Annotated in this window: 12 protein-coding genes; 8 read left to right on the top strand and 4 right to left on the bottom strand. The window is 66.3% G+C overall.

Annotated features, from left to right (window positions below):
• The first annotated feature begins 227 nt into the window (after nt 1-227).
• Both NE857_RS04245 and NE857_RS04240 read left to right on the top strand, forming a co-directional pair.
• Nucleotides 228-1,040: a hypothetical protein gene (locus NE857_RS04245; protein WP_254419897.1), complete on the top strand. Its 813-nt coding sequence runs from the start codon at nt 228-230 to the stop codon at nt 1,038-1,040.
• Nucleotides 1,041-1,167: 127 nt separating this feature from the next.
• Nucleotides 1,168-2,163, top strand: coding sequence for a small ribosomal subunit Rsm22 family protein (locus tag NE857_RS04240; protein WP_254419896.1), 996 nt, complete (start codon nt 1,168-1,170; stop codon nt 2,161-2,163).
• Between the two features lie 48 nt (nt 2,164-2,211).
• Here NE857_RS04240 and NE857_RS04235 read toward each other — a convergent pair whose 3' ends face one another.
• The gene (locus tag NE857_RS04235) at nt 2,212-3,609 is read right to left on the bottom strand and encodes a CoA transferase (protein WP_254419895.1); all 1,398 of its coding nucleotides are present in this window, start codon (nt 3,607-3,609) and stop codon (nt 2,212-2,214) included.
• Nucleotides 3,610-3,874: 265 nt separating this feature from the next.
• Between NE857_RS04235 and NE857_RS04230 the strand changes: the two genes are divergently transcribed.
• The gene (locus tag NE857_RS04230) at nt 3,875-4,333 is read left to right on the top strand and encodes a GNAT family N-acetyltransferase (RefSeq protein WP_254419894.1); all 459 of its coding nucleotides are present in this window, start codon (nt 3,875-3,877) and stop codon (nt 4,331-4,333) included.
• Nucleotides 4,334-4,448: 115 nt separating this feature from the next.
• Here the strand turns inward: NE857_RS04230 and NE857_RS04225 are convergent, their stop codons facing one another.
• Nucleotides 4,449-5,843, bottom strand: coding sequence for a heparan-alpha-glucosaminide N-acetyltransferase domain-containing protein (locus tag NE857_RS04225; RefSeq protein ID WP_254419893.1), 1,395 nt, complete (start codon nt 5,841-5,843; stop codon nt 4,449-4,451).
• A gap of 403 nt (nt 5,844-6,246) precedes the next feature.
• Entirely contained in the window at nt 6,247-6,630 is a 384-nt protein-coding gene (locus NE857_RS04220) for a DUF6177 family protein (RefSeq protein ID WP_254419892.1), read from the bottom strand.
• Nucleotides 6,631-6,954: 324 nt separating this feature from the next.
• On the opposite strand from NE857_RS04220, the gene NE857_RS04215 reads away from it, so the two are divergent.
• From NE857_RS04215 to NE857_RS04195, 5 genes are all read left to right on the top strand, one after another.
• On the top strand, nt 6,955-7,272 hold the full coding sequence (locus tag NE857_RS04215) for a hypothetical protein (RefSeq protein ID WP_254419891.1): 318 nt from the start codon (nt 6,955-6,957) through the stop codon (nt 7,270-7,272).
• Nucleotides 7,265-7,657 (top strand): DUF6507 family protein, encoded by a 393-nt coding sequence (locus NE857_RS04210; protein ID WP_254419890.1) that lies wholly within the window; start codon nt 7,265-7,267, stop codon nt 7,655-7,657. The genes NE857_RS04215 and NE857_RS04210 overlap by 8 nt, the downstream gene beginning before the upstream one ends.
• A gap of 138 nt (nt 7,658-7,795) precedes the next feature.
• A complete protein-coding gene (locus NE857_RS04205) occupies nt 7,796-11,179 on the top strand; it encodes a DNA/RNA non-specific endonuclease (protein WP_254419889.1) in 3,384 nt (1,127 codons plus the stop codon).
• Nucleotides 11,180-11,184: 5 nt separating this feature from the next.
• Nucleotides 11,185-11,649, top strand: a complete 465-nt coding sequence (locus NE857_RS04200; protein WP_254419888.1) for a hypothetical protein — start codon at nt 11,185-11,187, stop codon at nt 11,647-11,649.
• A 252-nt stretch (nt 11,650-11,901) separates the two neighbouring features.
• Nucleotides 11,902-12,333, top strand: coding sequence for a hypothetical protein (locus NE857_RS04195; protein WP_254419887.1), 432 nt, complete (start codon nt 11,902-11,904; stop codon nt 12,331-12,333).
• Nucleotides 12,334-12,483: 150 nt separating this feature from the next.
• On the opposite strand, the gene NE857_RS04190 is transcribed toward NE857_RS04195, so the two are convergent.
• Nucleotides 12,484-12,675 (bottom strand): DUF397 domain-containing protein, encoded by a 192-nt coding sequence (locus tag NE857_RS04190; protein ID WP_254419886.1) that lies wholly within the window; start codon nt 12,673-12,675, stop codon nt 12,484-12,486.
• Nucleotides 12,676-12,684: the final 9 nt, after the last annotated feature.

Here is a 12,684-nt window from a genome sequence, read left to right as displayed (position 1 = left end):
CGGCCCGGGGAGGGGTCTGGACCGACGGTGGTAACGGCGCCCGCCACCGGCCCGGGTGGGGCCAGGGGTGCGGGCAGCCGTGGTCCACCTTTCACGCTCCGGGCCCGAGTGGCCACTCGGGCCTCCGCCACCCGGGCCTGCGTCACCGGGGATCGCGTGCGATTCGGCGGATGGGTTAAAGTCACCAGAAATTAGCATGTAACTTTCCTCACGTATAAGGCCTGACCTTGACTGACCTGATCACGGTTTGGCAGCGATCGACCGTCGCCGAACTCAGCTGGACCGCCTCCGCCGGACCTTCGGGTATCCCCGTGGTTCCGCTCATGTGGCGTGACAGCCCCTGCGCGGCGCTCCCCTACTCCATGGCCGAGACCGCCCTGTCGCTGCGCGGTCTCCGTGTCGCGTTCAGCGTGAGCGACGCGGACGCGGGCGGCCGCACCGCGGTGGTCGGCAGCGGCCCGGTCGAGGTGGTCGAGGACCTGGAGGGCAACGAGTTCCTGGAGCACATGGCGGAACAGGAAGCGCTCAAGCACCCGCCCACCCGGCTGCGCACGGACAGCCTCATGGGACGCAGGGAGAACTGGTGGTGGGTCCCGCGCGTGCTCGTCTCCCTCCCCGTGGTCGAGGAACAGCGCGAACTCCACCCGCGCACCCGCTCCGGCGACGCCCTGCTGGTGCGCGACCGCGCGGGCCGCCCGGAGGTGGACGTGGTCACGGCCCAGGACTGGTCGGACGAGACCGCCGAGAGCATCACCCTGTGGTCCCGAGGCGGCGGCCTGCTCGAAGGCGCCCGGGAGCCGGTGTTCGTGTTCTCGCATCAGTACAGCCCCGACTTCGAACGATGGGAGCGCTGGTCCCGCTCCGGGCACCTCACCGGCGATTCCCTCCTGGTCAACGAGGTCGAAGGCGGCCCCACGGGTGAGACCCCGTCCGGCCCGCTGTCGCCCTACACCCTGCTCGAACGCTTCACCAACCACCGGGCCCTGGCCCGCACCTGCCGCGCCGCCATCCGCAGGGCCGAGTCCCGCGAGGCCTCCTGAACACCCGCCGCTGAACACCCACGGCCGGACCCGCACCGACCCGGTCGGCCACCGTGGGCGAACACCCCGGGACCAGGCAGGACGGCGGATAGAATTCCCCGGTACCGCCGGACGAGAAGAAGCGTGCATGGGGAATCTGAACAGCGAGCTCTTCGCGGCGATCGACAGCGTCGCCGACGGGGCCAACGAGCACGATCTGGCCGTGTCGGTCCAGGAACTCATGAAGAAGTACCGGGGAAAGGTCGACCCCCGGGACATCGTCCTGGCCTCGGACACCGACGTCATCGCCTACGCCGCCTACCGGCTTCCCGCCACCTTCGCCGCCGCCCGGTCGGCCTTCGAGACGGCCGCCGCCGCGATGCCCGGGTTCGCCCCGTCCACCCACCTGGACGTGGGCGGGGGCATGGGCGCGGCCGTGTGGGCCGCCTCCGCAGCCTGGCCGTCCCTGCGTTCGACCACGGTGCTGGAACAGTCGGCACCCGCCATCAAGCTGGGCAAACGGCTCGCCCGCCGGTCCACCGGCGCCGCGGTTCGGGGTTCGGAGTGGGAACGCTTCCGGCTCACCGGCGCCGTCCCGGACGGCCAGCGCGTGGATCTGGCCACCATGTCCTACGTGCTCAACGAGCTCACTCCGCAGGTACAGGAGGAGGTCGTGCGCTCCCTGGCCGAGCGGGCTCGCACGGTCGTCCTGCTCGAACCCGGCACCCCGGAGGGCTACGAGCGGATCATCACCGCCCGCGGGCACCTCCTCGCCGAGGGGATGAGCGTGGCCGCGCCCTGCCCGCACGACGGCACCTGCCCCATCACCCCAGGTGAGGACTGGTGCCACTTCGCCGAGCGGCTCAACCGCTCCGGTATCCAGCGCAGGCTCAAGTTCGGCACGCTCGGGTTCGAGGACGAGAAGTACGCCTTCGTGGCGGCCACCTCGGAGCCGGTCGAGCGCCCTGCCTGCAGGGTGCTGCGCCATCCGCAGAAGCGCAAGGGCCTGGTCTCGCTGCGCCTGTGCACCACCGACGGGATCGAGGACCGGGTGGTGTCCAAGCGCCAGGGCGAGACCTACCGCGCGGCCCGCAAGACCGTCTGGGGCGACCCCTGGCCGCCGCCGGAGGAGCCCGACCGCTGACCTGACCCCGGCCCCCGACCGACGGGACCCGATTCCGCGCGGAAGGCCTCAGAGCCAGGCGGCCTGGTCGCCTCCCCACAGCGTGGAAGCGCTGGCCCAATTCCTCGGGCCGCCCTCATAGGCCACCGGCGGGAGCGCGTAGCGCAGCTTCCCGTAGTCGGACGAGCCCTCGGTGAGCCAGTCGGCGGGATCGTACCCCTCGCCCTCGATCGGTTCCGGGGCGATGTCGTTCATCAGCCAGCCAGCCGTTCCGGCCAGGGAGAACCGCAGGTGCCGACCCCTGCCGTCCGTCTGGCGTCCGGTGAGTGCGCGCAGCACCCCGGCAGCCAGCAGGTAGCCGGTGCCGTGGTCCAGGGCCTGGGCGGGCAGCACCCCCGGCCGATCTCCGGAACCCGCTTCGACCGAGGCGATCCCGCTCGCGGCCTGCACCAGGCTGTCGAAGCCCCGCCGCCCGGCCCACGGCCCGGTCCAGCCCCAGGCGCACAGCTGCGCGACGATCAGACCCGGGCGGCGGGCGATCAGCTCCTCGGCCGCCAGCCCGTGGCGGTCCAGGCCGCCCGGACGGTAGCCGGTCACCACCACGTCCGCTGCGGCCAACAGTTCCTCGAAGACACTCCGCCCCTCGGCGGTGTCAAGGTCCAGCAGGGTGGAGCGCTTGCCCAGGCCGGTGTCGGTGTGGCTGTCGGGGTCCTCCTCCAACCCGGGGGAGTCCACTCGCAGTACGTCGGCGCCCAGCAGGGACAGGGTCCGGGTGGCGACCGGCCCGGCGATGACCCGGGTCAGGTCCAGGACCCGGACCCCGCTGGCGGGCAGTTCGCCCCCGGCCAGCCGACGCTCACCCGCCGTACCCACGGCCTCGGACTCGGCCAGCGGCAACCCCGCCGCCTTGAAATCACCAGCCGTGCCGGGGTCCCCGCCCTCCCCCGGTGCGGGCGCCACGGCGACCGCCAGGCCGCCCCCGGCGTAGACCGTCTCCTGAACCTCGCGGGCGGACCGGGAGGCCAGTTCCCGGCTGAGCTCCTCCGGGCCCGCCTCGGCGTCGAGTCCGAGCGCGGCCAGCAGCCGGGTCCGGTGGTGCGGGTAGTTCGCGTGGGTGCGCACCCAGCCGTCTGCGGCCTGCCAGAATCCCGACAGCGGTGCGAACGGGGTCGGTTTGCGGCCGTCCACCAGCAGGTGGCGTTCGCTGATGAAGGCGGTGGCCACCGCGCCCTCGTCGACCACCACCTCGGGGACCGCTCCGCCGCCCCGCGCGGCCAGCAGTTCGGCGGCTGCCAGGGAACACGCCCCCACGGTGGCCCGCGCCAGTTCGCGTACCGGCAGCACGGCGGGGAGCACCTGGCCCGCACCCCGGTAGGAGACCCGCTCCACGAGGTCGGCGGACCCTCCGATCGCCTGCCATGCCTGGGTTGTCGTCCGGTCCGGTGCACCGCTGGGGTTGGTCGTCATGGCGTCATTGTGCCTACCCGGCGCGCCCGTCGCATCGAGCGGCCCCAAGACTGTGGACAACTCCTGCCAGTCACCGCTGTTGGTCATGACCGCTGCCGCGGGCCACTGCTGGAATCCGGGCATTCCGTCCGGGGCCGAGGACATCGGCTCCGCCTCCTCTAACGGCACCGGCAGGGGCCGCTCTCCTCGTCGGAGCCGGAGGGGCTCCTCGGCCGCCGTGGAGCTCCCCCGCTACGCCCCGACGGACGCGGCCTAGGATCACGCCATGGCCACTGACGCGTTCGTACCGGAAGACTTCGCACCGCCGACCTCCCTGACCACCGAGCGGTTCCGCCTCGAACCACTCGGCCCCCAGCACAACGAGGCGGACTTCGCCGCCTGGACTTCGAGCATCGAACACATCCGTGCGACCCCGGGCTACCCGGACGGGAACTGGCCGCCGTTCGAGGGGATGTCCCCGGAGGCCAACCTGGCTGATCTCAGGCGGCACGCGGACGACTTCGCGGCGCGCAAGGGCTTCACCTTCACCGTGCTTGATCCCGGCGACGACGACGTCATCGGCTGCGTGTACCTGTATCCGACCCGCTCCCCGGACTACGACGTGACCGTCCAGTCCTGGGTACGCGCCGACCGGGCGGACCTCGACGGCCCCCTCGCCGACGCCGTCGCCGCGTGGGTGGCGACCGACTGGCCGTGGAAGCGAGTGGACCGCGAAGGCCGCTGAGCCGCCACCGCACCAGGACCGTTTACCGCATCTGACGGTCCTGGCCCGTCAAGGTCGAACGAGGGCGTCTCGGGATGCTCCAGCCGCTGCCCGCCCTCGTTCGACCTTCACCCTGTCAGCGCTGGTCCCCCTCGGACCCGGCGGGACGGTCCATCGCCAGCGCGGCTCGGGCGGTGATCCGTTCGAGGGGGCCACGCCCCACGGTCAGCGCCCACAGTGTGCACCCGAGCAGGAGCACGCCGACGGACACGAGCCACAAGCCCGTTCCAGTCCCGCCGGGGCCCCACTCCAGAACCTGCGGTGCGAGGTTGACGGGATCGCTCAGCACGGCGAACGAGACGACGTGCGCCGCGTAGGCGGTCAGCGGCATGGTGCCGACCGCCGCGATCGGAATGAGAATCCAGCGCAGGGGGGCGGCGAGCAGCAGGCACGCTCCGACCACGGCGAGCGCGAAGCCGCCCGACGCGATGATTTCGAGGGTGCCGCCCGAGTGCGGGCCGCTGCTCCAGGCCGCTCGCACCGCCGCACCCAGGTCGGACTCGCCGATCGACTCGAAGTAACCGTCACCCTCCTCGACGCCTTCGCCGCTACCTTCGCCGTCGCTCCAGTCCTCGTCACTCCACTCCTGGCTGAAGCAGGTGACCCACCCGTCGAAGTCCTCGACGCAGACCTTGCCGCTCAGGTCCACGTCCTCGCCCGGCACCTCCTCCGGCTCCTCGTGCTCCTCGACCGACCCGTACATCTCGACCGACGAACTCCCGTACGAGCCCGACTCGCCGTCCAGACCACCGACGAGCCCGCCGAGGGCGTACCCGCCAGCGGCGAGGATCCCCCCGACGCCCAGGACGGCGAGGGCGGTTCTCGTCTCGCCGAGCGTGCAACGGCCGATGGCGATTCCGGTGAGCATCAGCGGCAGCCACACCGTGACCGGGTACACCCCGTTGATCAGGAAATCCACGCCTTCGCCCCATGACCCGAGCGTGAGCGTCTGCACGACCGCGACGAGGGTCGGCCCGGTCAGGGCGAGCGCGACGGACGTGAGGACGAGGGTGCGGCGCCGTAGTCCGAGGAACGGAATCACGAGGAGGAACAGCACGCCGTAGACCGAGAGGATGACCACGATGCTGCTGCCGAGCAGTTCGAGGAGGAGGCCGATCGCCAGAACCGCGATCGCACGCCCCGCCATGCGCAGCCGCGCCGAGCGCAGTGCTTCGCCCGTCGGCCGTTTCCCGGCTCCAGCGGCGAAGGCGATCGAGATTCCGGCGACGACCGCGAACAGGATCGACGAGCGTCCCTCGGCCAGGGCGATCCAGGTGCGGGGGTCGAGCAGTTCGAGAGAGGCCGCGATACCGGCGTGGGCGGCGATCATCCCGAAGACGGCGATCCCGCGTGCGACGTCGACCCCCATCAGACGCGGCGGCCGACCGAAGTCGCGCCATGCGGTGATGGGCGAGCGGCGCCGCCGGACGGTGTCGTCCGTACCTGGCTGGCGATCGGCTACAAGGCTCAAGGGATGGTCCTCTCTGGCTGAGCTCTCCTGCGGCCAGCGGGGGTACGGCACGGTCTCGTGACCGCTGCCCGCGCTGTCGCAGGACTGCTAACGCCGCCTGCTCAGCCAGAGGTTCGGTGCGGGCGGGCGCGTCGGGGCGGTATGGATCACACCCCAGGGGCCGTCCGCGCTCCGCCTCTCCCGGGGGCATCCGGGAAGCCCAAGCGGCCGCGCGAGCGGGCCAGGGGCGGGGATGTTCGTGGTCGAGTCGACGATGGCGGCCGCGCTCAGGGGCGGGACCGGTGGTGTGGTCAGTGGTGCCGGGTCTTGTCCTTGGGTCGTAGGTGCCGCATCAGCGCCTGGAACTTCTCCCAGCCGTCGGGTTCCACCCCGTCGCCGACCCGCTACCACAGCACCGGGGCCGTCAGCGGTCCGAACGGCTCACCCCCGACTCGGTCCGCGCAACCCGCAGCTCCCCGGCGAAGGGCCGCACCCCCTCCTCGACCGGGGCAGCGGGCTGGGCGCTGAACAGCATCCGGGTCTGGCCCGGTACCCGGTTGCGGGCCAGGGCGATGACATCGGCGGTGGACCACTCCCGGCCCAGCGGTTCGGCCACACCCCACACCGACGGGAGGGCCCCGCCCAGCCGTTTGGCCAGCAGTTCCACCACCTCACCCAGTTCCAGGGAGTCGCTGACCGGGTGGTCCACCTGCACACCCACGTGCAGGTGGGTGCCGCTCACGTGCTCCTGGGCGGCCTGGAAGTCCGGGTGCGGGCCCTGCTCCAGGTGTGCTGTCTGGTCGGGCACGTACCCCACCTCGTCCTGCCAGGTCAGCGGGGGACGGATCCTTCGCTTCCTTCACCTCCCGGGCCGAGCACCGCCCCTCGCCGAGTGATTTGCGTCATACAAGGAGTGTCGGGAGCTGTGATCCCTAACCGCACCACAGCACTCTCAAGCCTCTGACCTCCTGAATCTCCCTTTTCTCCGGAAAAGTCGGCCCTGTGCGGCAGAGTCAGGCCCGGCAAGTCGGCACAAACCCCCGACAGAATGAGAACCGCGGTGACTCAGAGCGCGACTCATACAACACACAGCCATGTGATGCCACGGCAGCAGAGGTGGAGAGGCAGGCCCGTGAAGTTCGAGTTCATCCTGGACCAGGAGGGGGACACCCCTCCCACCCCCGATCCCCAGCACGCTGAGAAACAGGGGGACCCGGCAGAGCAGACGGAGATCCAGCCCCCGTCACCGGCGGCGCTGATCGCCACAGCGGCCGAGCGGATGCACACCCGGGCCCGCACCGACTTCCACCGTGTGCGCTCCTCGCTGAACCAGATGCTGCACACCGTCGAGACCTCGGCTGTCCAGCCCGACCTGACCTTTGCCGCTTGTGCCCCGGAGCCGGGTGTGGACATCTTCCGCCCCGAGGCTTTCGGAGGTGGCCGTGGGTAGCTGGGATGTGAACCCCCAACAGGTCAGCGGGGTCCTGACCACCACTGCTGACTACATCGGCGAAGAAGGCGGCAGCGAAGGACTACTCGGCTGTATGAACACCATCCAGGAGGCGGTTACCGGGTGTGAGTCGGCCGCGCACAGCGTCCCGGTGAGTATCGCGCTGAGTGAGTTCTGCGGGCACTACTTCGGGGTGATGGGCGAGATGGTCGCCAAGACCGCCTCGGGGATCGAGGGTGCCTCCAACGCCACCACCGCCTACGTCAACGGTGATCTGGAGATGGCCGCCGAAGCCCAGAGCACCGCCGGGGCGATCGAGGACCCCAACGCCCATCCGCCACTGTCGGGCCCCACCGACGGCCCCGGCGCGGGCCGTCCGGTCTAAGCCGCTCCGGCCCGGCCATCGGACAGCACTGCCCCCTCGTGCCTGGCCGTGGCACTGAGCTGACCACACACCCCACCCCGCCCCCGCCCCATCTCTCACTCCCTCATCCCCACCCCTGAGTTTCTGGAGTTGTGCCCGGTGTCCACCGACGAAGCCAAACCCATCGATGGGGAAGGCAAGATCGACCCCAGCCAGTTCCCGGTACCCAAAACCATGCAGCACGTGCTGGTCATGCGCGCCGAACGGTTGCGCAACGGCGGCCAGGGCATGGAACAGGCCGGCGAGGACATCGTCCAGGCCTGGTCAGGGCTGGAGGAGTGCTACACCGCTCCCGAAGCCCCCACCCTCTACACCGCACTCAAACCGGTCGCCAGCAACGGACGCGTGGTGGGCAGCGCCACCAACCGTGTCGCCAACGCCCTGGACGACTTCGCCGAAGCGGTCGGCGAGATCAAGGCCAAGTGGCGTGATCTGACCGCTGACGCCAACGCCTTTCGCGCCGAAATCGAAGACGAGGGCGAGGACTGGAACAAGGGTGACGGCCTTTTCGGGTGGGGCGACAGCGCCAACGCCGAGAAGAACACAGGGCTGCTGCTGCGCGCGGCCAACCTGGTGGAGGAGTTCAACCAGGCCGAGGTGGCCTGCGCCAACCGGATCAACCTGGGCCTGGACGGGCGCACCGACTTCCTGGGCGCGGACGACCTGGATGGTGCGATGCCCGACGCCAACCAGTTCGTGCACGGTGTGGGTGTCGAGTTGAGCGAGATCCCCACCGCCTGGGGCGAGGCCGCGGCCAGCACCGACTACGGCTGGGCCCGTGATGTGGGTGATGCGATCTGGGACTTCGGTGTGGGCGCGGTGGAGGGTACCGGCGCGATGCTCGGTATGCATTCCTCGGAGGGGTGGTTCGCCCAGTCCTGGGGGGATTCCATCAAGGAGTACCACTGGGACAACATCACTTCGGCGGCCGCGTTGGTGGGCATGTATGACGCCGAGAGCGACTCTTTGGGTTGGACCGGTGGTGAGGGTGTCAAGGAGGCGTGGAAGGACTTGGCGCACTCGGTGGTGCCCTGGGAGGAGTGGGGGGACCGGCCCGGGTATGTGATCGGCACGGCGGTGCTCAACATCGGCGCGATGGTGGGCGGCGCGGTCCTGACCGCGACCGGTGTGGGCGCGGTGGTGGGTGTTCCGCTGATGGCCTGGCGGGGCGCGGCCATCCTGGACGGCATGGGCAGCTCCGGCCGCGGCGGTTCGGGCATGGATGTGGATCTGTCCAACCTCCCGGACATGCCGACCTTCGGTGGGGCGGGCGCGCCGGTGGTCAATATCGACACCAGCCAGTTCACCCCGGCCCAAGCAGCCGAGCTGACAGCGTCCTTGGAACAGTTGAACACTGCCACCACCGGCAACAGCAGCGGCGGCGCTGGCGGTTCTCACACCAACGAATCCACCACCGGCAACAGCGGGCGCTCCAACCAGACTGCATCAGCCTCGCCTGAGACTGATCCGAACAAAGCCAAGAAGCCGACCGCTCGGCACGAGGGAGCCGAGTCTGAGTCATCCCGCAGTGATGATGCCCTCGAAAGCCCGACCATCACGGCCCGCTCTGACACTGATGACGTGGCCGACAACACCGCTTCTCAGCAGCGCCAGGATGAGACCGCAGAGTCCACTTCGCTCTCCCAAGAGGAGCTTGCCCAACTGCCTACCACCGGGCAGGCCAAGGTCTCTGACGAGATGCTTTCCAGGGCCGTCTCTCCTGGGGACATGGCCGATATCAAAGCTGATGGACGCAAGGTCGTCGCAGAGTTCAACGAGACGCGGAAGGTCGATCGGGAGTTCCAGACCAACCCGGAGCTCAAGGGCACCGATGCTGAGCTGGACCATCGCTGGGGAGCTGACCCCGCCAACGGCAAGAAGCCCCTTGAACCCGGTGGACCAGAGTTGGTCAGCACAAGTGCGGGGGGCAGCAACAACGGCACCTTTGACCAGGCTGCCAGCAGCCCATCGACGCCTTCGCGCAGCATCAACGTCAGCGATGTCGACGCTCCTGGCCCAAACAACCGCCTGGGCAACGAGGCCAGCGGCAACAACAGCACCGGGAGCAACGGCCCCAACGCCCAGAGCTCTGGCCCATCCAACGACCAGCACCTGCGCCAGAACGACATCGAGGGTCAAAGCTCCGACGCCAACCGCTCAGGAGAACGCGACCCCAGCGCCAATACCCCCACCGACCGCAGCGGTGACGGCCCCCAAGCACGCGACCACGGCCCCACCACGACCAACCAGGCTTCTACCGTCAACGACGGAACCTCGCGCACGTCGGACAACACGAGCAGCGAACGAATCCGCAATGACGAAGGCGCGTACACCGGGGATAGATCCTCCGCTGGCCCCGGGCGAGAGAGTTCAAGCGGGGAGGGCTACAGCTCCCTTCCCGGACTCGGGGAGAGCTCTTCCGGAAGCGGGAACGGGGGCGGGTCATCCAACAACAGCGGCGGCACCTCGGGAGCCCCGAGCGGCGGTCGATACGACGGTGAATCCAATCGCCCGCCATACAATCCTCCCAAAAAAACTATCGATCCAGACAATGAGAATTACCTCGGAAAGAATCGACGCTTCGGAACCGACAAAGACGGAAATGACGTCAAGCTAGCTCCAAACACCTTGTACGAGGTAGACGGTCGGGGTACGTTCATCACCGACTCTTCCGGAAAAATCATTCATGTAGAAACGAAACCAGGCCAATCTAGCGCAGGAAATCCGGAGCTAAACTACCCTCGACCCAATGCCAAGTACTTCGTAAAGCACCCCACATCGGGAGCCCAGTTCGTATACGAGACGGACCAAAAATCACGAACGATTTCAATCGAGGGGGAACTGAAGACTGGAAAAACACCCAGGGGGGGAGAGCAGACCCCGATTGGACACGAGGGAAAGCACTACTTTAAAAAGTACAACAGCGACGAGCAAGGAGTCTATACGTACGAAGATGTCAACTGGGATGGGGGGCACTTTGTCGCGGCAAATTACTTTGGCGGACCAGGGGAAAGAATTAATGTCATCCCCATGCTGAAAAGCATCAACCATGTAGGGAAAAGCCCCGACTATAGGACAAACTGGGGGAGGATGGAAAATCTGTGGAATGGCCTCTTGCAGCGGGATATCTCAGAGATCAAAAAGGCCTTCAGAAGGCCTCGGGATGGCAGTCCCGATATGCGAGAAGACATGGCACGGGAGTGGCTAAGCAGAGCAGGGAGTGGCGACACCCCTCCCTCCATCACCTTCAGCATGAAAATTGGCTACTCGGACTCGCTTCCCGAATACGGAAGGAAAGAATTTTCGGAATGGCAAGACAAGATTAAGAAGAATCCCGACAGAGAGAGGTACAATAGAAATAGACCCAAAGACGACGACATTATCGGAGAGCCACCCAACCTGATTGCTGTAGACTGGAGCTTGAACGGGTCCACACAAGAGCGACTGTTGCATGAAAACCACCCAGAAAGAGAGCGAAGGTAGGACACTTGAGCGGCAACCATACTGACCCGGAACAGATTCTAGATCCAATTCAACAGCAAGAGACAATCCATGAAATAGTTCGCACATTGATCAACTCACGCTCCTCCAGCTGGAGAGAGATTAATTTCGAAGTAAAGTCCCTTTCAGCGCTCACCGGAATTAGTAACTGGGTCACCAGGGAAGGCAGTGAGGCCGACCGGGAAGATTTTCCACACAGCGTAAATCAAGAAGTGATCAAGCTTCGCCGGGGAATGTATCGGTACGGCACAGGAACTTGGTTCTCGATGCGTATTCACATCCTACCCCCCGCTAGATTCAAAGTCGATTTCAACTACGACGAAAAGCCTTCTTATTTGTTTGACCCACCCCCGGAGGAATTTGCAGAGGACATTAAAAAATTCCCTCGCTCGCCGGAGAATATTCCCGCTTGGCTGAGGGAAGAGCTCCGCCTGGCCGAGCAGGAGGAGTAGTACTTTTTAGATCTGCTAGTTTAGTTGTCCGGATTTACCTTCGGATTGCCATTCAGGCCTTTCAGGTTATTGCTGATCTTCAGTTGGGGCTTGACAGAATGGGGCATGTTTCCAACCCGACCGATCGAACAAAGCTCGCATAGCAAGACTGATCGCCGCTGGATCGAACTCGGATGAGATTGCAGCATCTTCTTTAACTTCTCCAGGCCCCAAAATGCCCGGTTCATCAGACTGTTAGTTCAGAAGGCTGGCATGGGAATTGAAGAGCAGCAAGAAAAAATCATTGCCATCGGCAAGGCTATCTACCAGGCAGTGCCTCAAGGGTGGGTCGAGTCCGAATGCAAATTCGTTGGCCTCGGGGTCGCGGGAGAATGCTTCTTTCGGACTCGTATCGAAGGTGAAGACTTTCGTCCGGGATCTGCCCCCTCAGAAGCCGCCCTCGCGTTCATGTCTTTGAGGGAGGGCATGCACAAGGACGGTGTTGGAACTTGGTTCTCTGCAACTTTCCGCATTTCAAACAATGGCGACTATCGAGTTGAATACGACTACGACAACAAGCCAGAATTCTCGGATCCCCAGCCGATCGATCTGGAACTCTTGAATGAGCAGAGGCATTATCCACGCTCCGACGGAAAAATGCCGAACTGGCTACAGGAAGGAATTCTTCGACTTAAGGATAAGTGAGCCTCTGCTACTGATGTTTGATGCAAACATTCAGTTACTGGGATCGGTGATGCAATATCGCTTCATGCGAACAGATTCGCGATTGGTTGCTTCGCGAAAACTGACGCCCCGGCCAATCTGGATGGTCGGGGCGCCGTTGGTTCGGCTGGTTCAGGCCTGGTTGGCCCGGGCAGAGAAAAGCACTGCGGCCCACTCCTGGCCGGGGAAAGTCAGATGTCCAGCCTCACGGTTCTGGGTGTCGCGGACCGCTGAGCCTCCCTGGAAATCGGCGACCTCCACGCAATCACGGTCCGTGCTGCTGTAAGAGGACTTACGGAAGTTCAGGTCAGTGGGTGAATACATGGGTCGAAC

It is taken from the genome of Nocardiopsis exhalans (genome assembly GCF_024134545.1).
GTDB classification, from domain to species: domain Bacteria; phylum Actinomycetota; class Actinomycetes; order Streptosporangiales; family Streptosporangiaceae; genus Nocardiopsis; species Nocardiopsis exhalans.
This window is presented reverse-complemented; position numbering and strand designations above follow the sequence as displayed.

Excerpts from the sequence above, each read along its gene's own strand:
- NE857_RS04240 (WP_254419896.1), top strand. The coding sequence starts at position 1,168 with ATGGGGAATCTGAACAGCGAGCTCTTCGCGGCGATCGACAGCGTCGCC.
- NE857_RS04235 (WP_254419895.1), bottom strand. The coding sequence starts at position 3,609 with ATGACGACCAACCCCAGCGGTGCACCGGACCGGACGACAACCCAGGCA.
- NE857_RS04230 (WP_254419894.1), top strand. The coding sequence starts at position 3,875 with ATGGCCACTGACGCGTTCGTACCGGAAGACTTCGCACCGCCGACCTCC.
- NE857_RS04195 (WP_254419887.1), top strand. The coding sequence starts at position 11,902 with ATGGGAATTGAAGAGCAGCAAGAAAAAATCATTGCCATCGGCAAGGCT.
- NE857_RS04190 (WP_254419886.1), bottom strand. The coding sequence starts at position 12,675 with ATGTATTCACCCACTGACCTGAACTTCCGTAAGTCCTCTTACAGCAGC.